The organism is Zwartia hollandica (genome assembly GCF_019923725.1).
GTDB classification, from domain to species: Bacteria; Pseudomonadota; Gammaproteobacteria; order Burkholderiales; family Burkholderiaceae_B; genus Zwartia; species Zwartia hollandica.
Genome location: NZ_JAHXRI010000001.1, coordinates 132,280 through 157,398 on the forward strand (window position 1 = coordinate 132,280; position 25,119 = coordinate 157,398).

Consider the following 25,119-nt stretch of genomic DNA (forward strand, 5'->3'; position numbering starts at 1 on the left):
ATCTTGATCCATGTCGCTATCACCTACGAAGATGGCCACGCGGCTACGTGCACGTTGTGCCCACCTTTCTTGGTCGGCCGCTCAGGCGAGTGTGCCCTTCGCATACAACATTGGCGAGTGGCGAAGCGCCATGTTCGAGTGCATCTCGATGAGTCAGGCTGCCATTTGGAAGACCTGGGCTCTCTCTCCGGTACAACAGCCAATGGTTGCCGGGTCGTGCGTTATGGTCCAGTTCAGCCGTCAGACGAAATTGTCGTCGGTCCATGCCTGCTGCGGTTAACAGTGCTGCTTGAGGCAGCTCCTTTAAGTGCTGAGATAGAGCCTGAGAGTGCGGAGTTAAAGGCTTCTGTTGGTAATGAGAATCTACAGACAACAATGACTGGGTCGAGTACCACCTATCGCGAATTGCGCAAGTCGCTGCATATAGGGCTTGTCAAAGCTCTGGATTTGAGACGTCATGATATTGCTGCGTTGTCCACGAGTGCACTTCGTGAGTATGCGCGAAATTGCGCAAAGCAATTACCGGTTGAACAACTTGGTGGTGTCAACGATAAAGAGAGGGAGAATTTAATTGAGCTTGTTGTAAGTGAAGCAGTTGGACTTGGCGTGCTTGAGCCGATGCTGTCCGACCCAACCGTGTCAGAGATTCTTGTGAATGCTTTTGACGAAATTTATGTAGAGCGTGAAGGTGTGTTGACGCGCTCGGCCGCGGAGTTTAGTTCCGAAAGTGCGGTGCGTGGAATTATTGAGCGAATTGTTTTTCCGCTTGGTAGGAGGATCGATGAGCTTTCTCCAATGGTGGATGCTCGGTTAGCCGATGGCTCACGACTGAATGCTGTCATTGCGCCAATTTCATTGCGCGGTGCAAGTATGACTATTCGCAAGTTCCCTAAAAATCGTCCGACCTTAAGTGATTTAGTCGCGAACAACACCCTGGCACAGGCACTAGCAGATTTTCTTTCAATTTGTATCGTTCATCGAGTGAATATCCTTGTTGCCGGTGGCACCGGCTCGGGTAAGACGACACTGTTAAATGTTTTAGCGGCTCAGATTCCCCATACACAGCGCATTGTCACAATCGAGGACTCCGCCGAATTGCAAATCAAGCATCCCCATGTCGTGGCGCTCGAGACGCGTGTCGCAAATGCCGAAGGTCGGGGCGCGATTACGATACGCGATTTAGTTAGGAATGCTTTGCGGATGCGTCCGGACCGGATAGTCGTCGGCGAAGTGCGGGGCACAGAGTGTATTGATATGCTGGCAGCTATGAATACTGGCCATGAGGGATCGATGACAACCCTACATGCTAATAGCCCTCGAGATGCCTTGGCGAGGTTAGAAACAATGACCTTAAGCGCTCAAAGTGGCCTGCCACTTCCCGCGATACGTGATCAAATCGCATCAGCGATTCAGTTAATCGTTCATCAGGCTCGGCTACCTAGTGGGCGCCGCATCGTGCACGCAGTCGCGGAGGTGTGCGGGGTAGAGTCAGGCATCATTCAGACCCAAACGATCGCACGCTTTGATCCTGGGACTGGTCTTGCTACTGGGGTTGGTTTGGTTCCAATGCTGTTCGATCGGAACAATCTGCCGCTCGAAGGTGGCTTGAAAAACTGGTTTGCTTTGACATGCTAGCGATGGGCTTGTTGTTAGCCGGTGCTTCGACAGCACTCATCTTTGGGCTGTTGCATCGCAGCCTAACCAACGCATGGGTGAAATATCAGGAATCGCTGAGCAATGAAGCGGAATCTCGGCTAGCGGATATGTTTGTTTTTGTAGATTTATCGCAGCTGTGGCCACTGTTGGTTGCGTTGGCTTTTGTGATGGGGTTGTTGGGTTGGCTGTTGTTGGATAGCGTTGCGTTCAGCATGAGCGTTAGCGTGTTGGTGTTGACCGTGCCACGCCTACTTCTGGCTAGAGCCCACGCGGCGAGAAAGTATACGTTGGACCGGCAGTTGCCGGATGCCTTGCGGATACTCGCCGCTGCGTTGAGCTCTGGATCTAGTTTGAGCACCGCATTAAACGTTATGGCAAAAGATCTAAACCCGCCTCTGTCTCAAGAGCTCTCACTGATACTGCGGGAGCAACGCGTAGGCATACCGTTGCAGAGCGCCCTAGAGAACTTTCGCTTACGCATTCGCTCAGAAAGCGTGGCGCAGGCGACTACGTTGCTGCGCGTAGGTGCAGAGTCTGGTGGTTCGTTAGCATTGCTTCTTGACAAGCTGTCTTTAAACTTGTCCGAGCAACAGTATATGGGTCTGAAGGTTGAGATGTTAACGACGCAGGGGAAAATGCAAGCGTGGGTGATTGGCGTATTGCCACTTATCTTGCTTGGCGTATTGTGTGCGCTTGATCCCAATGCGATGCAACTAGCGATGTCTAACGTTATCGGGCAAGTCGTACTTGTGATTATCGCTGTGCTTGAACTCGTTGGTTTGTTATGGCTTCGCGCAATCTTGCGCACTGTGTGCAACTAATGCTGTTTTGGTGGGGCATCGTTGTTGGGGCTGTAAGTGTTGGAGCGGCGGTCTACTTGGGCGGTTCGCTATTACTACGCTTACGGTCGGCTCTGCGCTCCTCAGCCACGGTGCAGCCTGTTTTTTCAGATTCGTCTGGCAAGAGTATTTGGGTTGCGAGCCGCTATCTTGGCGACCGATTCCTTCGGCTAGTAACCTGGAACCAGCGCAGAAGCGGCACGACCTTATTAGCTCGTGCCGGGTTGGAGCACTTTAGCGTTGGGCAACTATACCTAGCCAAGCTCTTCCTCGGGATCATTGCTGCACTTGTGGTTGCGGTAGTTCAGAGCGTAGTGTGGCGCCAATTGTTTGACTGGGGTTGGGGCAATGGTGTTTTGTTTTTTCTCAGTGGATACCTCGGCTACAGTTATCCCAACGCTGCCGCGCTTGCACGGGTACGTAGGCGCCAGTCGTCGATCCTCAATGACCTTCCTGCTCTGTTGGACTTGATTGTTCTTGGACTTGAGTCCGGACAGAATCTGCAGGCGTCATTGCAACTCGCATTGCGGTATAGCCGTCCTGGCCCTCTACATTCGGAGTGGACTCGGGTACTGCTTGATATCCGCTCAGGGCAACCTCGCTCGCATGCGCTCGCGCAGTTATCTGCGCGGGTGAACTTACCAGCAGTCAGACAGCTTGTTTCGGCACTTAGACAAGCAGAGCGTACTGGCTTTAGTGTGGCGCCGATAATTAGAAACTTTAGTGATCAACAAAGAAGGGAGCGCCTGATGGCGGTTGAGAAGCTCGCCATGCAAGCACCAATTAAAATGCTCTTTCCTTTGGCTTTGTGCATCTTTCCTTGCACATTTCTCGTGCTTGGCATTCCTGTAGCGATTCAGTTAGTTGGACTGCAATGACCGAACTTGAACGAACAGGTGTAGATTCATTGAAGGTCTATGTGGCACGTGGTTTCTTTGCTCGGGCGAGGGGACTCCTCTTACGCCATCCAATGCCTTCGGGTTGCGTGCTGTACTTTCCTGACTGTCGCTCAGTGCACACATTCGGAATGACCTACCCACTGACAATCATTTTTCTAGACAGACAACATCAAGTTGTCGGATTTAAGCGAAAAGTGATGCCTAATAGAATCGTGACATGCCGGCTTGCAAGTGCCGTCTGCGAAATGACATGGCGTAAGGAGAGCGAGGAAACAGACAGCAAAATTAGTTTACTGGCTCAGAGTCTGAAACAACTGCTTGCTGGGTGTTAAAGACAGATACGAAGCTTGTGTAAAAACTGCAGTAGAGCACGGCACTTGCTACCACATTGATCGGAACTTGAATCGTTGCGCTCAAGCTTTTGGGAAGCCCGAGCATGCTAAGTGCGCTCAGAGCAGTATCTATTGCCAAGAATATGCCCAACCATGACAAGCCGTAAACAACGAAGGCCAACTTGTTTCGCCAGCAAGCGATACCGCTGTAAAAAAGGGCACGGGTCATTGGTATGGTGTGCCAGCCGACCAGCGCTGGCGCGTACCAAAATATCGCAGCCATCAGCACATATAACACCGCGAAAATTGCCATCGGGGTTCGAACTGCCTCGAGCAGAGGGAGTAGGTCGTTGCTGACGGTAACCGATTTGAGGGCTTCGGTGACTTCTGCTGAAAATGGCATGAATGCGATGAGTCCCAAAATCAAGCAAAACACCACGTACAACGCACCCATGCCGAGCAACCGTTTAAATACACCAGCTACGCGCAATGGCGCGATCCATGTGCCTAACAGAATCTTTTGACCTTGCTCCGCGTGGCGAGAGGCGCTCAGCGATAATAGGGTGGCTGTGGGCATAAGCACTACAAACAACAATGGCCCAATCGGTGGTGTCACACTTGCCACCATCAGTATTAAGCTGACAAACATAGCCCACGTAAAAAAGGCCATCGGCTGCTTACGAAAAAGCATCCAGCCGTCACGTACCCAGCGCCAACCGGCTAGAGCGGGTAAAGATACTGCTTGCATCAGAAATCCTTGGGTAAATTCGGAATTGCTTGAAGCGTCCGTTGGGTCAGGATACGCTCAAAGTGGGTTGGATCATGCGGCTTAAGTGTTTTGGCTGGCCTAGGTAGGTAAAAATCATACAGGCGAGAGATCCAAAACCGCAATGCCGCGGCTCGTAGCATCATCGGCCACAAACGATGCTCTTGCTCAGTAAATGCACGTACGCGACTATAGGCTTCTAACCAAGCGGTCGCAAGCTCGGGGATGAGTTCTCCTGATGTTTGGTCAATGCACCAATCGTTTAGGCAAACAGCAACATCAAATAGCCAGGCGTCTACACCGGCAAAGTAATAATCGATAAACCCGCCAAGCACGGGACTCTCGGTCGTGCCGGCAAACAAGACGTTATCTCGAAACAGATCGCAATGGGAGGGCCCTTTGGGCAAGGCGCGCCAATCTTCGGATCTTGCGACAGCAATTTGTTCTGCCAAGGAGGTCGACAACAGATTCTGCGCAGACTGAGACAGAAAGGGCATGACCACAGGCGCGGTTTCTTGCCACCACGACAGCCCGCGTAAATTTGGCTGACGAATTGTAAAATCCGCGGAGGCTAAATGAGCGCGGGCGAGGGTGGCTCCAGTCAAAGCACAATGGGCTGTGTTAGGCGATACGATATATGTGCCAGCCAGTTTCGAAACGATTGCGGCGGGCTTGCCGTGCAGCATGGTTAACCTGGCACCATCAAGTCTAGTTTGAGGCTTTGGGACCGGGATACCGCGCTCTGCCAAATGGTGCATGAGCTCTATGTAGAAAGGCAACTGCTCTACCTTTAGGACCTCAAATATCGTTAGAACGTACTCTGCCGCAGATGTGGTGAGAAAATAATTGCTGTTTTCTATGCCTGCTGCGATCCCTTTGAGCGACGCAAACTCACCAAGCGAGTAGTTGCTAAGTAGGTTGCGTGCATCTTGTTCGCTAACAGGAGTGAATACGGCCATCGCGCAATTGAATGCAAAGATTAAAAACGAGTTTTGGTGTGGTTTCTCCGTAATTCTACCAAGTCAGTCGCCAACTGCGCACACGAGCCTCTGTTTGACAACTAAAATCAAGCTCTTTGTGCTTCTCTCGATTTGTAGCGTTGTCCGTATTTTTCACCGTTGTTTATGAATCCTCTCTCTCCCCAGCCACCCTTAGCTTCAGATGACCTGACAATCGATCGTAATGGTTGGCAACTATGTGTCGCGCCGATGATCGACGTTACCGATCGCCATTGTCGGTACTTTCATCGGCTGCTCGCACCACGTGCGCGTCTCTATACTGAGATGATCACGACAGGTGCGCTCACGCATGGAGATGTCGCAAGACATTTAGCCTTTAGTCAGCAAGAGCACCCAGTTGCGCTTCAGCTCGGCGGCAGTGAGCCTCAAGCGCTTGGACTCGCTGCTAAGCTTGGAGAGCAATGGGGCTACGACGAGATAAATCTGAACTGTGGCTGTCCTTCTGAGCGTGTGCAGAAGGGTTCCTTTGGCGCATGTTTGATGGCTGAGCCAACACTGGTTGCTGATTGTGTGAAGGCGATGCAAGATGTCGTGAGTGTGCCGATCACTGTGAAACATAGGCTCGGACTCGACTGGGATGAAAGTTATGGTTTTGTACAAGACTTTGTGGGTGCGCTGTATGACGTCGGATGCCGCGTCTTCATCATCCATGCACGCAACGCCGTACTAAAGGGGTTAACTCCTAAGGACAACCGTGAGGTGCCAGCGCTCAGATACGACCAGGCCGCGCAATTGAAGCACGACTTTCCAGAGGCTGTGATGGTTCTTAACGGGGGCCTAACTTCGCAAGAGGATTGTGAGCAAGAGCGCCATCGGTTCGATGGGGTCATGCTTGGCCGTGCGCCTTGGCACAATCCCATTGTGCTTCGAGAAATGTCTCAGGCCTGGTGGCCCCTAGACACGTTACTTCCCGAGCAAGAAGTTATTGAAGCGCTAGCGTGTTATGCACATGCTCAGACTCAGGCTGGGGTGCCGTTGCGGGTGGTGGTTCGGCCTTTGCTTGGCCTGTTTAATGGTCGCCCGCGCTCTCGTTTGTGGCGACGGATGTTGTCGGATTCAAGCCTATTGAACGACAGCAAAGCAGACCTCATCCGGCAGGCCTACGATTTAGTGGGCGCACCAGCTTAGTCGGCTACTCGGGTCGGCTTTTCATCAGGCCAGTCCCTGATATAGGCCTTCAACATCGAGTTCTCGAACTTCTGCGCCGCGACGATCGCTTGCGCGAGGTCGTAGAACGAGATCACCCCTAGAAGAACACCGTCTTCCATCACTGGGACATAGCGGCAGTGGTTGTCGAGCATCAAGCGTTGAAGGGTGTTCGCGTCCGTGCTTGGCGTGACTGAAACAGGCTTGGACTCCATGATGGCTCGAATCGGCGTAGCGCCGACTGCCCCGTGATTATTGTTTACATGTCGAATAAGCTCTCGAAAGGTCAACATGCCGACAAGCTTGCCTTGGTCCATAATCACCAGCGAACCAATGTCATGGGTGCTCATGGTTTCGAGCGCTTGCACAACTTGTGTTTCTGGGGATGCGGTAAACAAGGTGTTTCCCTTTACACGCAAAATTTCACTGACCTGTAGCATGTTCTTCCTCCAATTTGCTGCCTGCTGATTGTAGTGTTTGTTGGCGCAGAAGCGGTAGGTTTGCGGCAACGTGACCACCAAGCAATACACCCAGCCACGAAAAATACACCCACAGCAAAAATACCGGCACCGCCGCAAACGCGCCATAAATGAGGGTGTAGGTAGAAAAACTCGTGATGTACAGTGCAAAGCCGAACTTCATTGCCTCTAAAAGCAGTGCCGCAACAAAACCACCCAGCAGCGCGTCACGCCAAAGTACGCTTGTATTTGGCACTACAACAAAAAGCACGGTAAACCCCAGGGTGCTCACGACAAAAGGCGATAACTTGAGAGATAGATTGAGCAGCGCCGGAATATGCGTGACATGACCAAACGATTCGCGCGCTAGAAAGGCGGTGGCCCAAAGTAAAACGCTAAGCATCACAGGTCCAACAACAACAATCATGACGTAGACAAAGAGCCGACGCAGGGCGTGACGTTGTTCCTTGATTCGCCAAACGGTGTTGAGCGCCTCATCAACCGAGATCACAAGTGCGATGATTGTGCCGATTAAAAACACGCCACCAATTACACTTAAATGGCTCGCTTGTGCGGCGAACGCGTTCAAGTAATCCATGATGTTGCTCGAGAGCTGAGCCGGCAGGAGGCTGTTCGTTAGATACTCCTGCAATGCACGGTTGAACTCGTCAAACTGCGGCAACGCGGTAAAGATTGAAAGCACCACGGCTAACAAAGGCACAATTGCAAAAACCGTCGAAAACGCCAAACTCGAAGCGAGTTGCATGGTGTTCGCTTTGAGTGACCGTTTAAAGGCAATCGCAATCGCCAATTGCCAAGGTTTAAGCAAGGTGTTTGAAGGGGTATGGGCTAAATTTGAGGACATACGGTAGGTGTACTACCCAAAATACCTGAGGATCGTTGGATAATACTAACCTGCGACGCTTAATTAATTCGAAGACCTGAATATGCAGCAATTGCGAAGTACTAACACAGCGCAAGCCCCTCGCTTAAATGTTGCGCTGCAGCGTTGCGCAATGGTCAGTTTGATCGCGCTGTTTATCTGGTGCGTGGTTTGGGAGATCTGGTTTGCACCCTTGCGCCCGGGAGGCACGCTCCTGTTCCTGAAGGCGTTCCCTTTAGCGTTTGCCCTCCGTGGAGTGGCGAAAGGTAGCCTCTATACAATTCAATGGGCATCGATGCTCGTGCTGTTGTATCTCATGGAAGGCGTCGTGCGGGTCATGTCAGATCCTCCGGGTCCAAGCATCTCGGCGGCCTGGATTGAGATCGTGTTGTCGAGCGTTTTTTTCTTTTGTTCGATCTTTTATGTGCGGCCCGCAAAGCGCGCCGCCAAGCTAGCCGCTGCGGCCGAAAAGGCTGCTTCGGTATCGCCACCGACTGACCCCCTTGAGGAACGAGGTAGATGAGCCAGTTTAGCGATTTGCAGGACAGCGCTTTTTTTCGGGTTCCGAAGGAAAACTCTTTTGCGGCATTGCCGACAGATTTTTTCACCCGCATCCCCACGACGCCCCTTAAAGATTCTATCTTGGTGCATGCCAATCCCTCCGTAGGCGAGCTTCTTGAGCTTGGCCCAAGGGAATTGGAGTCTAAAGAGTTTTTAAATATCGTGAGTGGTTCCACACCTCTTCCCGGGGGGGACACTCTCGCAGCGGTCTATAGCGGCCATCAGTTTGGCGTTTGGGCGGGACAACTGGGTGATGGCCGAGCCCATTTACTTGGTGAAGTTTCCGGTCCTCGTGGTAATTGGGAGCTTCAACTTAAGGGGGCCGGACCAACACCGTACTCTCGGCGTGGAGATGGGAGAGCGGTATTGCGCTCCTCTATCCGAGAGTATCTCGCAAGTCAGGCCATGTCCGGCTTGGGAATTCCGACAACGCAAGCATTGTCGATCGTGAGCGCCAAAGACCGGGTGATTCGTGAGACAGTCGAAAGTGCGGCGGTGGTCGCGCGTATGGCCCCAAGTTTTATAAGGTTCGGTTCGTTTGAGCATTGGGCTTCGCGTAATGCGCCACAACAGTTAACGGTGCTGGCTGATTACGTTATCAGCCGCTTTTACCCAGAGTGCCTGTTACCAGAGGCGGGCGTGACTGAAACGGGCGAGCAACGCTATGTTCGATTCTTGCGCGCTGTGGTGCAACGCACTGCGCGTTTGATGGCGCAGTGGCAGGTTGTCGGTTTTTGCCACGGTGTTATGAACACAGACAATATGTCGATTCTTGGCTTGACCCTAGACTATGGGCCATTCGGATTCATGGATGCATTTGATGCCAAGCACATATGTAATCACACCGATACACAGGGGCGGTACGCTTGGCACGCACAGCCCGCCGTTGCCCATTGGAATCTATATCAGTTGGCCAACAGCCTGCATGTGATTGCGCCCGATGCAGACGCCCTACGTGCTGCGTTGGATACCTATGACGGCATTTTTCTTCAAGAAATGCAGACGCGCATGAGTGCAAAATTGGGCTTAGGTGTTTGGCAGCTGGGTGATGAGGCACTCATTGATGATCTCTGGTCCTTAATGCAGGCCAATCACGCGGACTTTACACTGACCTTTAGGCAGCTGGCCTATGCACCAGGTGTTGCTGGGGTTGATACAGCACAGGCGTCGCGCGACCTTGGGGGCACAGTCGGTCCTGGACTGGTGCCTTTTGTTGATCTTTTTATCGATCGGGAGGCTGCTATCGCTTGGCTTGATAAGTATCAGGCTCGATTGCGATCCGCTCCCGCGCAAGATTCAGGCGCACGTGTAAATGGCATGCTCAGTGTGAATCCGCTTTATGTTCTTCGCAATTACTTGGCCCAGAAAGCCATCGAGAGAGCCGAAGAGGGGGATTTTTCGGAGGTTCAGGCATTGTTTGACGTGTTACGGTCACCGTTTACCTTCCAACACGGTAAGGATGCTTACGCTGCGCAGCCCCCGGCCTGGGCGACTACAATCGAAGTAAGTTGTTCGTCCTAGTGCCATAATTCAACATCAACCCTAGTTTTGTACGGTTTCTTTATGTCTGGCAACACTCTCGGCACACTATTTCGCGTCACCAATTTCGGTGAATCTCACGGCCCAGCGATAGGCTGTGTTGTCGATGGCTGCCCTCCAGGGCTTGCCTTATCTGAAGCCGATATCCAAATAGAGTTAGACAGGCGACGCCCGGGTACTTCACGACACGTGACGCAGCGGCAGGAGTCGGACCGTGTTGAGATCCTGTCAGGCGTGTTCGAAGGGCACACGACCGGCACCCCGATCGGTTTGCTCATACGTAACATCGATGCGCGTAGCAAGGACTACAGCAATATTGCTGAGACCTTTCGCCCCGGACATGCCGATTACTCTTACTTTAAAAAGTACGGCGTGCGTGACCCGCGTGGTGGTGGGCGTTCGTCGGCGCGTCTTACGGCTCCGACGGTCGCTGCAGGGGCTATTGCCAAGAAGTGGCTGCGAGAAAATTTCGGTACGCAGGTGCGCGGGTACATGTCCGCCCTCGGTCCAATCCCTCTTGATTTTGTTAGCTGGGAACATGTTGAGACGAATCCGTTTTTCGCGGCCGACCCCTCGCGGGTCCAGGAGCTTGAGGAATACATGGATGCCTTGCGCAAAGCTGGTGATTCCGTTGGCGCGCGCATTGAGGTAATCGCTGAAGGTGTACCAGTGGGGTGGGGTGCACCAATTTACGACCGACTAGATGCCGACATTGCGCATGCCATGATGGGGTTGAACGCAGTCAAGGGGGTCGAGATTGGAGCCGGGTTTCGCAGTGTCGCGCAGCGCGGCTCTGAGCATGGCGACGAAATGACGCCAGACGGGTTTCTAACCAACAATGCAGGGGGAGTTTTGGGCGGTATATCGACCGGTCAACCTGTTTGTGTGAGTTTAGCTATCAAGCCAACGTCGAGTATCAGAACCGAACGTCGTTCGGTGGATAAAGCCGGGCAGGCGGTCATGGTTCAAACCCTAGGTCGGCATGATCCCTGCGTGGGCATCCGAGCAACCCCCATCGCCGAGGCGCTATTGGCTTTAGTCCTCGCAGATCACGCGCTGCTTGATCGTGCTTTATGTGGAACTGTTTTGCGTCGCTGATCTATTCGGAATCTTTGCCGTTAGGGGGTTGTCCCTATGGCATAATCAAACGCTGATTTATTAACACTAGCCTGTGACTGACAGAGACAACGTCATGAAAAAAACCCTTTACGACAAGCTGTGGGACGCTCACGTGGTCCATGAAGAGGCCGACGGCACCACCATCCTGTATATCGATCGCCATCTTTTGCACGAAGTCACCAGTCCGCAAGCCTTCGAGGGATTGGAGTTGGCGGGGCGCAAGTTGTGGCGCTTGAACGCGAACCTTGCGGTGGCTGATCATAATGTCCCCACCATTGACCGCAGAGATGGGATCACCGATCCGATTTCCAAGCTGCAAGTGGACACCTTGGACGCGAACTGTGCAAAACACAATGTCATCGAATTCAAGATGAATGACTTGCGCCAGGGTATTGTTCATGTGATTGGCCCAGAGCAAGGCGCAACATTGCCAGGCATGACGGTTGTCTGTGGTGATTCACACACAAGCACGCACGGTGCTATGGCGGCGCTAGCTTTCGGTATTGGCACATCCGAAGTTGAACACGTGATGGCGACCCAGACCCTGCAGGCTAAAAAGAACAAGAATATGTTGGTGCGTGTCGAAGGCACGCTCCCAACAGGCTGCACCGCAAAAGATATTATTTTGCATGTTATCGGCGTCATTGGCACTGCTGGCGGCACTGGGCACGCCATCGAGTTCGCTGGGAGCGCGATCCGTGACTTGTCAATCGAAGGTCGCATGACTTTGTGCAACATGTCGATCGAGGCCGGTGCGCGGTCCGGAATGGTGGCTGTAGACCAAAAGACCCTTGACTACTTTGTTGACAGGCCGTTTGCGCCAAGCGGGGCGCTGTGGGATGCTGCGGTCGCCTACTGGAAGACGCTACGCTCGGATGAGGGTGCTCATTTTGACCGTGTGGTTGATATTGATGCAAAACAGATTGCCCCCCAGGTGACTTGGGGAACATCGCCAGAGATGGTGTTGCCCGTCACTGGTCGAGTACCAGATCCTGATCGCGAGAAAGATGACATGCGTCGAAGCGGCATGGAGCGTGCTCTCGAGTACATGGGCCTCAAGCCCAATACTCCGATCGAAGATATCAAGATTGATCGCGTGTTTATCGGTTCGTGTACGAATTCACGCATTGAAGATCTTCGGGCAGCTGCTGCTGTTGCTCGGGGTAAGCGCGTTGCGAGCACGGTGCGTCAGGCGATGGTGGTTGCGGGCTCCGGCTTGGTAAAGGCGCAGGCTGAGCGTGAAGGTTTGGACAAGATTTTTATTGAGGCTGGTTTCGAGTGGCGTGAGCCTGGTTGTTCAATGTGTCTCGCGATGAACGCCGATAGGCTCGAGCCAGGTGAACGTTGCGCCTCCACATCCAATCGAAATTTTGAAGGGCGTCAGGGGCAGGGCGGACGCACACACCTCGTTAGCCCCGCAATGGCTGCTGCTGCAGCGGTTGCTGGCCACTTTGTCGACGTACGTAACTTCCGGTAATCATCATGGACGCATTCACAACACATCAAGGCCTTGTGGCCCCTTTAGATCGTGAGAACGTTGACACCGATCTCATCATCCCTAAACAGTTTCTGAAGTCAATTAAGCGTACTGGATTCGGACCTAATTTGTTCGATGAGTTGCGCTATTTGGATCATGGCGAGCCAGGAATGGACAATTCCAAGCGACCACTGAATCCGGATTTTGTACTGAATCATTCCCGCTATCAAGGTGCTTCAATATTGCTTGGCCGTAAGAACTTTGGATGTGGCTCGAGCCGTGAGCATGCACCTTGGGCGCTGGCTCAGTATGGCTTCAGAGCTGTGATTGCGCCTTCGTTTGCGGACATCTTTTTTAACAACAGCTACAAGACCGGGTTTCTTCCGATCGTGTTATCCGAACTTCAGGTAGCACGCTTGTTCGATGAAGTGCGAGGGTTTGTCGGCTATAAGTTGACGATCGACCTGGAGAAGCAAGTAGTAATTGCCCCTGATGGTCGAGGCATGGAGTTCGACATCACACCTCACCGCAAATACTGTCTTGTAAATGGGTTGGATGAAATCGGTTTAACGCTGCGTAAAGAAGAAAAAATTCGCACGTTTGAAGCTGAACGTCTTGCCCGCCATCCTTGGTTGGATGTTGTGCCGATTGTCCGTTAGACCTCGTTTAGACGGGCCGGTTTTCCGGCCCAATATTTTTGGATGTACACATCATGACAAAAAAAATTGCGGTGTTGCCTGGCGACGGCATTGGTTCCGAGATTATCGAACAGGCCGTTCGCGTACTTAAGGCACTGGATATACCGCTTGAAATTGAACATGCCCCGGTTGGTGGAACAGCCTATGATTTGCATGGGCATCCTCTGCCGCCCAGTACACTGAAGCTTGCGCAAGAGTCTCATGCCGTGCTGTTTGGAGCGGTGGGTGACTGGAAGTATGACAAGCTCCCTCGCGAACACCGACCTGAACAAGCGATTCTTGGACTGCGTAAGTCGCTAGGTTTATTCGCGAATCTACGGCCGGCTATTTTGTACCCGGAACTCGCAAACGCTTCTTCGCTAAAACCTGAAATCGTATCTGGTCTTGATATATTGATTTTGCGCGAACTGACTGGCGACATTTATTTTGGAACGCCCCGTGGTATTCGTACTGCGACTGATGGTCCGTTTGCTGGAAGCAAAGAAGGTTTCGATACGATGCGCTATGCGGAGCCGGAGATTCGACGTATTGCTCATCTCGGGTTCCAGGCGGCGCAAAAGCGCAGTCGTAAGCTTTGCAGTGTTGACAAGGCCAATGTTCTTGAAACCTCGCAGCTTTGGCGCGATACCGTGATTGAAGTTGCCAAAGAGTATCCAGACGTTGCGCTGACGCATATGTACGTAGATAACGCCGCCATGCAACTGGTTCGTGCGCCACGCGATTTTGATGTCATTGTCACGGGCAATTTGTTTGGCGACATCCTGTCGGATGAAGCAGCCATGTTGACGGGTTCAATTGGGATGTTGCCCTCTGCGTCCATGAACGCCTCTGGTCAAGGCTTGTATGAGCCAAGCCATGGCTCGGCACCTGACATCGCTGGCAAAGGCGTCGCAAATCCTCTCGCCACAATTTTGTCGGCTGCAATGCTGCTACGGTATTCACTCGATCATGATGCCCAAGCCAAGCGCATCGAACAGGCGGTCCAGCGCGTCCTACAGCAGGGTTTCCGTACCGCGGATATTTATGAGGCTGGTATGACAAAGGTTGGAACAGCGGCGATGGGTGACGCAGTTCTCAAAGCGCTCGGTTAAGTTTTAATTAGCGTTAAAATGGTTATAAATTCGTCATTCTTTTTTAACAAAGCTCTGAAATGAAACACTCTGTCGGTTTAGTCGGTTGGCGCGGTATGGTTGGATCTGTGCTCATGCAACGCATGCGCGATGAAGGTGATTTCGCGCTCATTGACCCAGTCTTTTTCTCCACTAGTAACGCTGGGGGAAAAAGTCCAACTTGGGCCGGTGAAACCGCTTTGCAGAGCGCTTATGACATTGATGCCTTAAAGAAGCTAAACACGATCGTGACTGCGCAAGGGGGAGATTACACCTCAGAGGTGTATCCGAAGCTGAGGGCGGCGGGGTGGAAGGGCTATTGGATTGACGCTGCAAGTACGCTCCGCATGAAGGACGACGCGATTATCGTGTTGGATCCTGTTAATCGGTCCGTGATTGACGCTGCGCTCACGCGCGGGGTGAAAGACTTTATAGGTGGGAACTGCACGGTTAGTTGTATGTTGATGGGCCTGGCGGGCTTGTTTAACCAAGGCTTGATCCAATGGATGACGTCTATGACTTACCAGGCAGCATCTGGTGGTGGGGCCCAGCACATGCGCGAATTACTCACACAGTTCGGGCTAATTAATGCAGAGGTGCATGCAGCCTTAAGCGATCCTGCCTCTGCAATCCTCGACATCGACAGGCAGGTACTTTCGATTCAACAGTCCGGTCGTCTGCCTACAGAACAGTTTGGAGTCCCGCTGGCCGGCAATCTGATACCTTGGATTGACAAAGACCTGGGCAATGGGATGTCCCGCGAGGAGTGGAAAGGCGAAGCGGAGACCAATAAGATTCTCGGCCGTGGAGAAGGCTTCGGCTCCACAGCGATTCCCATTGATGGGTTGTGTGTTCGTGTTGGTGCGATGCGTTGCCATAGTCAAGCGCTGACGATCAAGCTTACACGAGATGTACCGTTAGACGAGGTGGTTGACATTGTTGCAAAGGGGACGCAGTGGGCGAAGGTCATACCTAATACAAAGGAAGATACGCTAAGAGAACTCTCACCTGTTGCGGTAACAGGCACACTTGATATCCCCGTGGGACGTATGCGCAAGCTATCCATGGGTAGTGACTATTTGGGCGCGTTCACCGTAGGCGATCAACTCCTCTGGGGAGCTGCCGAGCCGCTCCGTAGAATGCTTCGCATCACGTTGGGCCAGCTGTGATGTTTAAGGATAAGACCATGCGTATTGGATCTCAGTTGGCGTTGGTGTGCGTGACGCTGTTGAGCGCTGCAAGCACTGCTTGGGCAGCAAAGCCTGGGCACGGAAGTGTTATGTCACCCGCGGGTGCCCCCTTGCGTGTCGAAATACCGTTGTACGATTTGACAGCATCGGACTCTGACGCTTTAAAGGTTACAGTGGCTGGAGCGCAGGCTTGGGCCGCTGCAGGGCTGACTGCCCCTGCACCTTTGTCAACCTTGTCGGCAAGTGTAGAGCCTGGTTTCAGTCCGGGTTCACGGCGATTAGTGCTCCGCTCTTCACAGCCAGTAAATATACCGGTTGTGGATGTCTTGCTTGACGTGACGCTCGCGAACGCGCGTTTGGCTGTGCAATCGAGCTACCTGGTTCTGGTCAGTGCCTCTGGTCAGGGAAGTGTCCTTGTGGTCCCCGGTGATACCTTGTCTGGGATTGCACAGCGTTACGCGGTTGCTGGTGCGGATTTATATCAAGTGCTTTGGGGCATATACCAAGCGAATCCGAGTGCGTTCCTATCGCAGAATATGAATCAGCTTCGTGCGGGAACCACACTGTCGATTCCGGATGCAAAAACGATACTGACTATCGATCCAAAGTATGCGTATGGGATGTTCTTAAAGCATGCGGCGGCCTTCAAGCAAGGACGGGGAGCTGCGGGACGTGCTATTCAAACCGGAACGGTTGCTACTGTTTCGGCCCAGTCTGAGTCGTCGATGCCACCCGCTGTTGTTGCGGTACCGGCGCCAACGCCAGCACCAGCGCCAACGGTAACGCCAACGGTTCCCCCGGGCCCGACCCAGTCGGGGTCGGTTAAGCCACCAGCAGCGGTCGCGCAGTCGGCTCCAATGGGTGATCAATTGCGCCTGAGTTCAGCGGCACCAGGTAGCTCTGATGAGGACGCGAAGGTAGCGGCCGCACAAGAGCTAAAGGAAATGCAACAGCGTATCGACATGCTGCAGCAGAACTTGCAGCAGCTGCGTGATGCTGTACGTACACAAACTGAGCCAGCGCGAACGCCACAGGCCACGCAAAATACAAGCAGCGCTGCGGTCGGATCGGCATCACGGCCCAACGGTGACGCAGGACAAGTCGATCGCCCGAAGGGTACAGATATCACACGTCCCCCTGCAACGGGACTGGCTCGGGTGCAGCAAGTCGCAAACGACAATGTACTGTGGGTTGTACTTGGCGCTTCGGGCGTGTTGGCACTACTCATGGCTTTGATGCTGCGTCGCGCCGGTACCCGAGAGAGCAATGGTGATTATCACGCCACCAACAATGCGGAAGTGTCAAAAGCCTTCGATCAAAAGCTACAGTCTCTTGATCTGAATTTAGACTCCCCGGCAAGCGATACAAAACCGACTCCATCTTCATCGGGGAAGGTGTAGTTGGACCAGCGAGTCAGAGCGACACCGTGAAGCGAATTGCTTTAGGTATCGCTTATAACGGCCACGCTTGGCAGGGTTGGCAAACGCAGCCGCACGGGCAAACAGTGCAGGACTGTCTGGAACTGGCCTTGTCGCGTTTTGCGGCGCAACCTATCGGCACAGTTTGTGCCGGACGGACAGATACTGGCGTACATGCGCTAAACCAGGTTATTCACCTAGATACGCCGATTGAGCGTGCACAAGAGTCCTGGGTGCGTGGAACGAATGCGCACCTGCCCCCGAGCGTTGCTGTGCAATGGGCGCGTGAAGTGGATACTGCATTTCATGCGCGATTCAGTGCGGCATCGCGGACGTATACTTATGTGATCTTGAATGCCCGCGTAAGGCATCCGCTGTGGGATGGGCGAGTGGGTTGGGTGCATCAAATGCTAGATGTGGCTGCAATGCGAGAGGCGGCTAACGCGCTACTCGGCGAGCATGATTTTTCTAGCTTTCGGTCATCTCAATGTCAGGCGAAGTCGCCAGTGCGACTGATGCATAAAGTAGATGTGGCCAGTCATGGTCAGAAAATTATCGTTCGCTTAACAGCCAATGCGTTTCTACATCACATGGTTCGTAATATCATGGGTGCGTTAGTGCAGGTTGGGCAAGGTCGGGAGGATGAGGGGTATATCGCACGGCTATTACTCGCACGAGATCGAACGCTTGGCGCACCAACGTTTTCTGCGCACGGTCTCTATCTGACCGAGGTGGACTATCCCGGTTACGAGTTCCCACGCGTCAGTACAGAGGGCTTTAGTCTTGACAGCATAAACTTTGAAGACAAACTATGAGCAATAACAAACGTACGCGCATCAAGATTTGTGGGATTACCCGAGAAGAGGATCTTTTGTGCGCCGTTGCCGCTGGCGCAGACGCATTAGGATTTGTGTTTCATCCATCTAGTAAGCGTTGCGTTAGCCCGTCGCGTGCAAGCGAACTGTGTGCCGCATTGCCTCCCTTTGTGACGAGCGTGGCTCTGTTCGTTAATCCAGAGCGCTCTTTCGTTAATGAAGTCATTAACAAAATGTCGCCCTCTACGCTGCAGTTTCACGGCGACGAAGCGCCAGATTTTTGCTCAAGCTTCGGAAGGCCGTATTTGAAAGCGTTTCGAGTCGGGGCACCGGGGCTTGACACGAGTGCAGGGCTCGCTTTACGTTGCGCGGACTATGGTTCTGCTTGCGGATGGCTGTTTGACAGTTATTCACCATTATTTGGTGGAAGCGGGCATGGTTTCGATCACGGTTTGCTTGGCGGCGTCAAGCAACTACGCGAAGCACAACCCATTATCCTGTCTGGTGGCCTTAGCGCACTGAACGTGCAAGCAGCGATCGAAGCCACCCATCCTTGGGCGGTTGACGTAAGCAGCGGTGTTGAGTCAAGCCCCGGCATCAAGTCTGCGGAAAAAATGTTGGAGTTTGTCTCTGCGGTCAGCAAAGCGCGTTTGAAGATAGCCTTTTGACAGGGGGGCTGCTAAACCGATATAATCGTAGTCTTTACAGGCGGTTAGCTCAGCTGGTTAGAGCGCCACGTTGACATCGTGGAGGTCGTTGGTTCGATTCCAATACCGCCTACCAATTTTGGCCCGTAGCTGGTTGGCTGCAGGTATATGCAGGTGCAAAACAGCGGCTTAGGGCCGCTATTTTTTTGTTCACAGGATTGCTGATGGTCACGATCACACTGCCAGACGGTTCCCAACGACAGTATCCCGAGCCCGTTACCGTTGCCGAGGTTGCACAATCGATCGGTGCCGGCTTGGCGCGTGCCGCGCTCGGTGGACGAGTCTCCTTGGCGGGTCAATCTAAGCTCGTTGATACGACGCATCGCATTGAACACGACACGCAGCTTGCAATCATTACAACGAAGGACGCGGAGGGTCTGGATCTAATTAGACATTCCACCGCCCATTTATTGGCCTACGCGGTCAAAGCATTATTTCCTGACGCACAAGTCACTATCGGTCCGGTCATTGAAAACGGCTTTTACTATGACTTTTCTTACAAGCGTCCGTTTACACCTGATGACTTAATTGCCATTGAAAAGAAGATGGCCGAGCTTGCTAAGAAGGATGAGGTTGTTACCCGAGAAGAGTGGCTGCGTGACGAAGCGGTTGCGTATTTCAAAGGTATTGGCGAAACCTATAAAGCAGAAATTATTGGCGCTATTCCAGGGAACGAGCCGATTAGTTTGTATCGCGAGGGTAACTTTATCGATTTGTGTCGGGGGCCGCACGTACCAAGCACGGGCAAGTTAAAAGTATTCAAGCTAATGAAAGTCGCTGGCGCCTACTGGCGTGGTGACAGTAATAATGAAATGCTCCAACGCATTTATGGCACGGCGTGGGCAACGAAAGAAGAGCAAGATGCTTACTTGCATATGCTCGAAGAGGCGGAGCGACGTGATCACCGTAAGATTGGTCGAGATCTTGATTTATTCCACTTCCAAGAGGAAGGCCCGGGACTGATTTTCTGGCATCCCAAGGGTTGGACGATCTGGCAGCAGGTCGAGCAATACATGCGCGCGGTGTATCGCGACAACGGCTACCAAGAGGTTAAGGCGCCACAGATCCTGGATATTTCTCTTTGGAAAAAGACCGGTCACTGGGATAACTATCGCGAGAACATGTTCACCACGGAGTCCGAAAACCGTGTCTATGGACTCAAGCCCATGAACTGTCCGGGGCACGTGCAGATCTTTAATTCTGGTTTGCACTCATACCGTGATTTGCCGCTGCGCTATGGTGAGTTTGGTCAGTGTCACCGTAATGAGCCATCCGGTTCTTTGCACGGAATGATGCGTGTGCGTGGCTTTACGCAAGACGACGGACACATTTTTTGTACAGAAGATCAGCTCCAAGACGAGTGCGCAGATTTCACCGCGTTGCTTCAGAAAGTCTATGCTGATTTTGGTTTCCATGAAGTGTTGTACAAGGTAGCGACTCGGCCTGAAAAGCGTATCGGTAGCGATGAGGTTTGGGACAAAGCTGAGACCGCACTCATGGAAAGCCTTCGTCGTACTGGGTGTGCGTTCGAAGTTTCGCCGGGAGAGGGCGCATTTTATGGCCCCAAGATTGAATACACATTGAAAGATGCGATCGGACGTCACTGGCAATGCGGCACCATACAGGTCGATTTTTCGATGCCTCAACGGCTTGGCGCAGAGTTTGTGGATGCATCCGATCAACGGCGTGCGCCAGTCATGCTGCACCGTGCGATTTTGGGCTCGTTTGAGCGATTCATCGGCATGTTGATTGAAAACCACTCCGGCGCGATGCCGGCTTGGTTGGCGCCAGTGCAGGCGGTTATCTGCTGCATTTCGGAACCTACAGCCGATTATGCGGCGGAAATAGCACAATCCCTGAAAAAACAAGGCTTTAGAGTAGAATCTGATTTACGTAGTGAAAAGATTAACTATAAAATCAGAGAGCACAGTTTGCAGAAAGTCCCCTATATATTGGTTGTTGGCGACAAAGAGCGTCAGGCCGGGGCTGTAGCTGTACGCGGACGCGGTGGGGTCGAGCTAGGCGTTATGCCATTAGCCCAGTTCTCTGCCTTATTGTCCGAAGACGTGGCATTACGCCGCAATTCCGGTTTGACTGTATCCCAGTCAGCCTAATCGTTAGGAGTCGTCAACATCGCAACAGAAAAACCCCATCGCATTAACGGTGAAATCCGAGTTCCCGAAGTGCGCTTGCTTGGAATCGAAGGTGAACAACTCGGTATCGTAAAAATATTCGACGCCATTCGCATGGCCGAAGAAAACGAAATAGATCTCGTCGAGATCGCGCCAAACGCAGAGCCGCCCGTGTGCCGCCTGATGGATTATGGCAAGTTCAAGTACCAAGAGCAAAAGCGTCTGGCGGAGGCTCGTGCGAAACAAAAAATTATTCAAGTCAAAGAAGTGAAGTTCCGCCCAGCCACCGACGAAGGTGACTACCAGGTGAAACTTCGTAACCTTAAGCGCTTCCTTGACGAAGGCGACAAGGCTAAAGTCACACTGCGTTTTCGTGGTCGTGAGATGGCGCACCAAGAGCTCGGAATGCGCGTGCTTGAACGCGTGCGGGATGATCTGACGGATATGGCAGTCGTTGAAGCGATGCCTAAACTCGAAGGCCGGCAAATGGTCATGGTGCTTGCTCCTCGCAAGAAAGCGCCGGGCAAGGCCGAGGCTGCGGCTTAATCGATGCGGGTTCTATTTGTACTTGATCCGCTCGAGAGCCTAAACGCCTACAAAGATAGTTCTGTGGCGATGATGCGAGCCCTCGTGGCTCGAGGCCATACGCTTTGCGTAGCGATGCAGGGTGATTTGTTTATTGAGGCTGGAGAGGTTCGCGCCAAGGCAAGCTCGATAGAACTTGTTGATGGTGCTGACTTGCACGCCCGAGCGTGGTGGACTGAGACGCAGGCAGGGGTGGATACACCTTTGCATGCATTTGGTGCCGTGCTCATGCGTAAGGACCCGCCATTCGATATGGAGTATGTGTACGCAACGCATATGCTCGAGTACGCACAGGCGCAAGGCGCGAAAGTGTTCAATAGTGGTGCCGCCATTCGTAATCACCCTGAGAAGTTGGCTATTACAGAATTTACGGAATTTACTGCTCCAACTCTTGTGAGCCGGGACATGTCGCGTCTGAAGGCGTTTCACACTGAGCATCGCGATGTAATTGTTAAGCCACTAGACGGCATGGGTGGGACCGGCGTTTTTCGGTTGACTCCTAATGAAACGAATCGCAACGCAATTCTCGAGACCTTGACCAACGACGGTTGCCGAACCATCATGGCCCAACGCTATATTCCCGAGATCACGCAAGGTGACAAGCGGATCCTGTTGATTGGTGGAGAAGCGGTTCCTTATTGCTTGGCGCGGATCCCTCTTGCTGGAGAAACGCGCGGTAATTTGGCAGCGGGCGGGCGGGGGGTCGCACAAGCTTTGTCCGAGCGAGACACCTACATAGCGGCTCAAATCGGGCCTAAACTCGCTAAGCGCGGTTTGTTGCTTGTCGGCTTAGATGTTATCGGCGACTACGTCACCGAGGTGAACGTGACAAGCCCGACGTGTTTCGTGGAGATCACCGAGCAAACGGGGTTTGATGTTGGTGCCCGTTTCGTTCAGGCGCTTGAGGCCGCAGTTAGCCTAGCTGCGTAAGCGCAATGATTTCCATTCTGGTCGTTGCCCATGCACCACTCGCTACCGCGTTGGTATCTTGTGCGCGCCACGTGTTAGGCCGTGACCCCGAGGTCATTGCTTTAGATATCGAGCCGAACGAGTGCGCCCAGGATTGCTCGCCTCGGGTAGCTAAACTCATTACGCAGGCCGACCGCGGCGATGGTGTCTTGGTGCTCACTGATCTTCCTGGCGCTAGCCCCTCAAATATTGCAGTCAAAGCGAGTGAGGTGGCCCGTCTTGAAGGCACACCTTCCTGTGTGCTGGGCGGTGCGAACGCGGCGATGTTGCTGCGCGCCATAAACTATCGACAAGGCAGCCTCGAGGATGTGGCCGCGAGTGCGCTGGCGGGTGCCGCTCACTCCGTGTTGCGTGTAGACTAAGCAAAATTCGTAAGCCATCCTGTAAACGGATCTCCAAACCTTATGCCTGCAATCGATATCGTTATCTCTAATAAGCTCGGACTTCACGCTCGAGCCGCGGCGAAACTCACACAATTGGCGAGTCAATTCGCCTGCGAGGTCTTTATCATTAAGTCTGGGCAGCGGGTGAATGCAAAAAGTATTATGGGAGTCATGATGCTTGCTGCAGGGCTGGGGACGACCGTGACAATTGAGACCAGCGGGAGCGATGCCGACCAGGCCCTAGCAGCCGTTCAGGCGTTATTCAATGACAAATTCGGCGAAGGGCAATAATCCGCTAGCTGACCCAGCAAGCGCACCTATGTTGTGCTTGTCTGGTCAGCGGGCCGCTCACGGCTACGCAATTGGCCGAGCGGTCGTGATGGGTGCAACCGCTCTTGAAGTTGCGCACTACAGAATTTCTGCAGACACCGTCGCTGCGGAACAGTCGAGACTCACTGTTGCCCTAGACACTGCACGTCGTGAGATGCTCGAGCTAGCAGAAACGCTTCCGGAGGATGCACCACGTGAGCTTGGCGCGTTACTCAATGTACATGGAATGTTGCTTTCGGACCCACTCTTGGCTGATCAGGCCTTATCGTTGATACAAGAGAAGCTCTATAACGCTGAATGGGCGCTGACGACGCAAGGGCAATTGCTCGGGGAGCAGTTTGCGGCGATGGAGGATGAGTATCTGCGAGAGCGCGGAGCCGACGTTCGGCAGGTTATTGAGCGAGTCTTGCACGTGCTTGGTGGCTCACGTCCGATGTTGTCTCTAGAACGTGTTGGCCAATCTACTGAGCCGCTGGTGGTTATCGCCCATGATATTTCTCCGGCGGACATGATCCGCTTACGGGGCGGACGTTTTGCCGGCTTTGCCACCGACTTAGGCGGGCCAACATCGCACACAGCTATCGTTGCTCGCAGCATGGATGTTCCTGCTGTGGTGGGACTCGGGCAAGTGAGAAGCCTGGTGCGTGATGGCGATGTTGTCGTAGTCGATGGGGTTCGTGGCACGCTGCTCGTGAATCCCTCAGTCCAGGCCTTAGAGCAATATCGCGTATTACAGAAGCGGCACGCCCAAGAGCGAGTGGTTTTAGCCCAACTTAAAGATGTCCCAGCAGAAACACAAGATGGGATAGCGGTTTCCTTACAAGCGAACATAGAGTTACCTGACGAGGCAGAGAGTGCGCTTGCTAATGGAGCGACTGGGATAGGTTTGTTTCGTAGTGAGTTTCTCTTTATTGGACGTAGTGAGCTCCCAACAGAGGAAGAACAGTACCAAGCTTATGCCTCTGTCGTAAGAACGATGCAGCACCGTCCGGTGACAATACGCACATTGGATATCGGTGCGGATAAGGCACTAGACGGAGAAGCGACGGTGGCGACGAATCCTGCTCTTGGATTGCGCGCTATTCGTTATTGTCTTGCACATCCTGATTTATTCGCGACGCAGTTACGTGCGATTTTGCGCGCGTCTGCGCATGGCACCGTCCGGATTCTGATTCCAATGGTTGCCCATATGCATGAAGTTCGTGCAGCGCGAGCCGCGATCGCCAGTGCGATGGCCGAGCTCGACTTACGTGGTCAGTCCTACTCCAAGAACGTTGAGGTTGGAGCGATGGTCGAGATTCCTGCAACGGCGATTGCGATTGAACCGTTCGCCGACGCGCTTGATTTTCTATCGATCGGCACAAATGACTTAATTCAATACACATTGGCGATTGACCGAGCTGATAATGAGGTTGCAGGTTTGTACGATCCCCTGCATCCCGCGATACTACGACTCATTGCAAACGTTATTAACGCAGGGATCCGAGTCGGCAAGTCCGTTGCCCTTTGTGGTGAAATGGCGGGGGATCCACAGCTTACGCGCTTGTTACTCGGCCTAGGACTGACCCAGTTTTCGATGCATCCGCAGCAGCTTCTTTCAGTCAAGAGAGAAATTCTTCGCGCACATTCGAATGCCTTGCGTGTACAGGTCGCAACATCACTGAACCGCGCTAGCCCAATCGATCCGGCTTCATTGCATTAATTTACGGCCGATGGCGAGACCGAGCTCCGCGCGTGCCAGCGCAGGGGGCTAAAATGCGTTAACGAAGACCCAACTTGAGAGTATGCGATGCAAAAGAATCCGTGGTTTGAGGAATTTCAAAAAAACGTGGCTGAGCTTATTGCACGTAGCCCAGCGGCAGATATCGAACGCAACGTGAAAGCGTTTATGGGCCAAGCCTTTACACGCATGGATCTCATTACACGCGAGGAGTTTGATGTTCAAGTTGCTCTCCTAGGTAAAGCCCAAACGCGTATCGAGGCTTTAGAGGCTCAGCTTCAGGCACTTGAACACCGCATTTCGATTTTGGAAACAAGTACGAACTAGTCCGCTAGGCTAAGGCGAATCAGTCGACGACAGATTCGTATT

At 52.9% G+C, this 25,119-nt stretch carries 26 protein-coding genes and 1 tRNA gene; 23 read left to right on the top strand and 4 right to left on the bottom strand.

Annotated features, from left to right (window positions below):
- Positions 1-3 precede the first annotated feature (3 nt).
- Genes KZZ10_RS00585 through KZZ10_RS15445 form a run of 4 tightly spaced genes read left to right on the top strand, consistent with a single transcriptional unit; the run spans position 4 to position 3,726 of the window.
- Positions 4-1,635, top strand: coding sequence for a TadA family conjugal transfer-associated ATPase (locus KZZ10_RS00585; RefSeq protein ID WP_259659549.1), 1,632 nt, complete (start codon positions 4-6; stop codon positions 1,633-1,635).
- The gene (locus KZZ10_RS00590) at positions 1,629-2,477 is read left to right on the top strand and encodes a type II secretion system F family protein (RefSeq protein ID WP_259659550.1); all 849 of its coding nucleotides are present in this window, start codon (positions 1,629-1,631) and stop codon (positions 2,475-2,477) included. The genes KZZ10_RS00585 and KZZ10_RS00590 overlap by 7 nt, the downstream gene beginning before the upstream one ends.
- Complete coding sequence (locus KZZ10_RS00595) at positions 2,441-3,373, top strand: type II secretion system F family protein (RefSeq protein WP_259659551.1); 933 nt, start codon at positions 2,441-2,443, stop codon at positions 3,371-3,373. Before KZZ10_RS00590 ends, KZZ10_RS00595 begins: the two co-directional genes overlap by 37 nt.
- Entirely contained in the window at positions 3,370-3,726 is a 357-nt protein-coding gene (locus tag KZZ10_RS15445; protein ID WP_375372517.1) for a DUF192 domain-containing protein, read from the top strand. Before KZZ10_RS00595 ends, KZZ10_RS15445 begins: the two co-directional genes overlap by 4 nt.
- Here the strand turns inward: KZZ10_RS15445 and KZZ10_RS00600 are convergent.
- Together KZZ10_RS00600 and KZZ10_RS00605 are read right to left on the bottom strand one after the other, a co-directional pair.
- Entirely contained in the window at positions 3,680-4,474 is a 795-nt protein-coding gene (locus KZZ10_RS00600; RefSeq protein WP_259659552.1) for a BPSS1780 family membrane protein, read from the bottom strand. The genes KZZ10_RS15445 and KZZ10_RS00600 overlap by 47 nt on opposite strands.
- On the bottom strand, positions 4,474-5,451 hold the full coding sequence (locus tag KZZ10_RS00605) for a homoserine kinase (RefSeq protein ID WP_259659553.1): 978 nt from the start codon (positions 5,449-5,451) through the stop codon (positions 4,474-4,476). The genes KZZ10_RS00600 and KZZ10_RS00605 overlap by 1 nt, the downstream gene beginning before the upstream one ends.
- A 213-nt stretch (positions 5,452-5,664) precedes the next feature.
- On the opposite strand from KZZ10_RS00605, the gene dusA reads away from it, so the two are divergent.
- Positions 5,665-6,639 carry a tRNA dihydrouridine(20/20a) synthase DusA gene (gene dusA / locus KZZ10_RS00610; RefSeq protein WP_375372521.1) on the top strand — a complete coding sequence of 325 codons (975 nt, stop codon included), beginning with the start codon at positions 5,665-5,667 and terminating at the stop codon, positions 6,637-6,639.
- On the opposite strand, the gene KZZ10_RS00615 is transcribed toward dusA, so the two are convergent.
- Both KZZ10_RS00615 and KZZ10_RS00620 read right to left on the bottom strand, forming a co-directional pair.
- On the bottom strand, positions 6,636-7,097 hold the full coding sequence (locus KZZ10_RS00615; RefSeq protein ID WP_259659555.1) for a CBS domain-containing protein: 462 nt from the start codon (positions 7,095-7,097) through the stop codon (positions 6,636-6,638). The genes dusA and KZZ10_RS00615 overlap by 4 nt on opposite strands.
- Positions 7,081-7,980 (bottom strand): YihY family inner membrane protein, encoded by a 900-nt coding sequence (locus KZZ10_RS00620; protein WP_259659556.1) that lies wholly within the window; start codon positions 7,978-7,980, stop codon positions 7,081-7,083. Before KZZ10_RS00620 ends, KZZ10_RS00615 begins: the two co-directional genes overlap by 17 nt.
- Before the next feature lie 82 nt (positions 7,981-8,062).
- Here KZZ10_RS00620 and KZZ10_RS00625 point away from each other — a divergent pair, with 82 nt between their 5' ends.
- The 18 genes from KZZ10_RS00625 to KZZ10_RS00710 all read left to right on the top strand — a co-directional run bounded on the left by KZZ10_RS00625 (position 8,063) and on the right by KZZ10_RS00710 (position 25,077).
- A complete protein-coding gene (locus tag KZZ10_RS00625) occupies positions 8,063-8,521 on the top strand; it encodes a DUF2069 domain-containing protein (RefSeq protein ID WP_375372518.1) in 459 nt (152 codons plus the stop codon).
- Complete coding sequence (locus tag KZZ10_RS00630) at positions 8,518-10,080, top strand: protein adenylyltransferase SelO (protein WP_259659557.1); 1,563 nt, start codon at positions 8,518-8,520, stop codon at positions 10,078-10,080. Before KZZ10_RS00625 ends, KZZ10_RS00630 begins: the two co-directional genes overlap by 4 nt.
- Before the next feature lie 42 nt (positions 10,081-10,122).
- Positions 10,123-11,196 (top strand): chorismate synthase, encoded by a 1,074-nt coding sequence (gene aroC / locus KZZ10_RS00635; RefSeq protein ID WP_259659558.1) that lies wholly within the window; start codon positions 10,123-10,125, stop codon positions 11,194-11,196.
- 94 nt (positions 11,197-11,290) lie between these two features.
- Positions 11,291-12,694, top strand: coding sequence for a 3-isopropylmalate dehydratase large subunit (leuC, locus tag KZZ10_RS00640; protein WP_259659559.1), 1,404 nt, complete (start codon positions 11,291-11,293; stop codon positions 12,692-12,694).
- A 5-nt stretch (positions 12,695-12,699) separates the two neighbouring features.
- Entirely contained in the window at positions 12,700-13,353 is a 654-nt protein-coding gene (gene leuD / locus KZZ10_RS00645; protein WP_259659560.1) for a 3-isopropylmalate dehydratase small subunit, read from the top strand.
- A gap of 53 nt (positions 13,354-13,406) precedes the next feature.
- Positions 13,407-14,483, top strand: a complete 1,077-nt coding sequence (gene leuB, locus KZZ10_RS00650; protein WP_259659561.1) for a 3-isopropylmalate dehydrogenase — start codon at positions 13,407-13,409, stop codon at positions 14,481-14,483.
- Positions 14,484-14,542: 59 nt separating this feature from the next.
- Positions 14,543-15,670 (top strand): aspartate-semialdehyde dehydrogenase, encoded by a 1,128-nt coding sequence (gene asd / locus KZZ10_RS00655; protein ID WP_259659562.1) that lies wholly within the window; start codon positions 14,543-14,545, stop codon positions 15,668-15,670.
- Between the two features lie 17 nt (positions 15,671-15,687).
- Complete coding sequence (locus KZZ10_RS00660) at positions 15,688-17,091, top strand: type IV pilus assembly protein FimV (protein WP_259659563.1); 1,404 nt, start codon at positions 15,688-15,690, stop codon at positions 17,089-17,091.
- Between the two features lie 26 nt (positions 17,092-17,117).
- Complete coding sequence (truA, locus tag KZZ10_RS00665; RefSeq protein ID WP_259659564.1) at positions 17,118-17,924, top strand: tRNA pseudouridine(38-40) synthase TruA; 807 nt, start codon at positions 17,118-17,120, stop codon at positions 17,922-17,924.
- Positions 17,921-18,592, top strand: a complete 672-nt coding sequence (locus KZZ10_RS00670; RefSeq protein WP_259659565.1) for a phosphoribosylanthranilate isomerase — start codon at positions 17,921-17,923, stop codon at positions 18,590-18,592. The genes truA and KZZ10_RS00670 overlap by 4 nt, the downstream gene beginning before the upstream one ends.
- Before the next feature lie 38 nt (positions 18,593-18,630).
- Positions 18,631-18,707: transfer RNA gene (locus KZZ10_RS00675), tRNA-Val, on the top strand.
- Positions 18,708-18,795: 88 nt separating this feature from the next.
- A complete protein-coding gene (gene thrS / locus KZZ10_RS00680) occupies positions 18,796-20,745 on the top strand; it encodes a threonine--tRNA ligase (protein WP_259659566.1) in 1,950 nt (649 codons plus the stop codon).
- Between the two features lie 18 nt (positions 20,746-20,763).
- Complete coding sequence (infC, locus tag KZZ10_RS00685; protein WP_259659815.1) at positions 20,764-21,309, top strand: translation initiation factor IF-3; 546 nt, start codon at positions 20,764-20,766, stop codon at positions 21,307-21,309.
- A 3-nt stretch (positions 21,310-21,312) separates the two neighbouring features.
- On the top strand, positions 21,313-22,278 hold the full coding sequence (gene gshB / locus KZZ10_RS00690) for a glutathione synthase (protein WP_259659567.1): 966 nt from the start codon (positions 21,313-21,315) through the stop codon (positions 22,276-22,278).
- A 5-nt stretch (positions 22,279-22,283) separates the two neighbouring features.
- Positions 22,284-22,679, top strand: coding sequence for a PTS sugar transporter subunit IIA (locus KZZ10_RS00695; protein ID WP_259659568.1), 396 nt, complete (start codon positions 22,284-22,286; stop codon positions 22,677-22,679).
- A gap of 42 nt (positions 22,680-22,721) precedes the next feature.
- A complete protein-coding gene (locus tag KZZ10_RS00700; RefSeq protein WP_259659569.1) occupies positions 22,722-22,991 on the top strand; it encodes an HPr family phosphocarrier protein in 270 nt (89 codons plus the stop codon).
- Positions 22,992-23,019: 28 nt separating this feature from the next.
- Complete coding sequence (gene ptsP, locus KZZ10_RS00705; protein ID WP_259659816.1) at positions 23,020-24,732, top strand: phosphoenolpyruvate--protein phosphotransferase; 1,713 nt, start codon at positions 23,020-23,022, stop codon at positions 24,730-24,732.
- 87 nt (positions 24,733-24,819) lie between these two features.
- Positions 24,820-25,077, top strand: a complete 258-nt coding sequence (locus tag KZZ10_RS00710) for an accessory factor UbiK family protein (RefSeq protein ID WP_259659570.1) — start codon at positions 24,820-24,822, stop codon at positions 25,075-25,077.
- The last annotated feature ends 42 nt before the right edge of the window (positions 25,078-25,119 follow it).

Coding starts and splice junctions, on each gene's coding strand:
- KZZ10_RS00590 (WP_259659550.1), top strand. CDS start 1,629: ATGCTAGCGATGGGCTTGTTGTTAGCCGGTGCTTCGACAGCACTCATC.
- KZZ10_RS00595 (WP_259659551.1), top strand. CDS start 2,441: ATGGCTTCGCGCAATCTTGCGCACTGTGTGCAACTAATGCTGTTTTGG.
- KZZ10_RS15445 (WP_375372517.1), top strand. CDS start 3,370: ATGACCGAACTTGAACGAACAGGTGTAGATTCATTGAAGGTCTATGTG.
- KZZ10_RS00600 (WP_259659552.1), bottom strand. CDS start 4,474: ATGCAAGCAGTATCTTTACCCGCTCTAGCCGGTTGGCGCTGGGTACGT.
- KZZ10_RS00605 (WP_259659553.1), bottom strand. CDS start 5,451: ATGGCCGTATTCACTCCTGTTAGCGAACAAGATGCACGCAACCTACTT.
- KZZ10_RS00615 (WP_259659555.1), bottom strand. CDS start 7,097: ATGCTACAGGTCAGTGAAATTTTGCGTGTAAAGGGAAACACCTTGTTT.
- KZZ10_RS00620 (WP_259659556.1), bottom strand. CDS start 7,980: ATGTCCTCAAATTTAGCCCATACCCCTTCAAACACCTTGCTTAAACCT.
- KZZ10_RS00625 (WP_375372518.1), top strand. CDS start 8,063: ATGCAGCAATTGCGAAGTACTAACACAGCGCAAGCCCCTCGCTTAAAT.
- KZZ10_RS00630 (WP_259659557.1), top strand. CDS start 8,518: ATGAGCCAGTTTAGCGATTTGCAGGACAGCGCTTTTTTTCGGGTTCCG.
- aroC (WP_259659558.1), top strand. CDS start 10,123: ATGTCTGGCAACACTCTCGGCACACTATTTCGCGTCACCAATTTCGGT.
- leuC (WP_259659559.1), top strand. CDS start 11,291: ATGAAAAAAACCCTTTACGACAAGCTGTGGGACGCTCACGTGGTCCAT.
- leuD (WP_259659560.1), top strand. CDS start 12,700: ATGGACGCATTCACAACACATCAAGGCCTTGTGGCCCCTTTAGATCGT.
- leuB (WP_259659561.1), top strand. CDS start 13,407: ATGACAAAAAAAATTGCGGTGTTGCCTGGCGACGGCATTGGTTCCGAG.
- asd (WP_259659562.1), top strand. CDS start 14,543: ATGAAACACTCTGTCGGTTTAGTCGGTTGGCGCGGTATGGTTGGATCT.
- KZZ10_RS00660 (WP_259659563.1), top strand. CDS start 15,688: ATGCGTATTGGATCTCAGTTGGCGTTGGTGTGCGTGACGCTGTTGAGC.
- KZZ10_RS00670 (WP_259659565.1), top strand. CDS start 17,921: ATGAGCAATAACAAACGTACGCGCATCAAGATTTGTGGGATTACCCGA.
- thrS (WP_259659566.1), top strand. CDS start 18,796: ATGGTCACGATCACACTGCCAGACGGTTCCCAACGACAGTATCCCGAG.
- gshB (WP_259659567.1), top strand. CDS start 21,313: ATGCGGGTTCTATTTGTACTTGATCCGCTCGAGAGCCTAAACGCCTAC.
- KZZ10_RS00695 (WP_259659568.1), top strand. CDS start 22,284: ATGATTTCCATTCTGGTCGTTGCCCATGCACCACTCGCTACCGCGTTG.
- KZZ10_RS00700 (WP_259659569.1), top strand. CDS start 22,722: ATGCCTGCAATCGATATCGTTATCTCTAATAAGCTCGGACTTCACGCT.
- ptsP (WP_259659816.1), top strand. CDS start 23,020: ATGTTGTGCTTGTCTGGTCAGCGGGCCGCTCACGGCTACGCAATTGGC.
- KZZ10_RS00710 (WP_259659570.1), top strand. CDS start 24,820: ATGCAAAAGAATCCGTGGTTTGAGGAATTTCAAAAAAACGTGGCTGAG.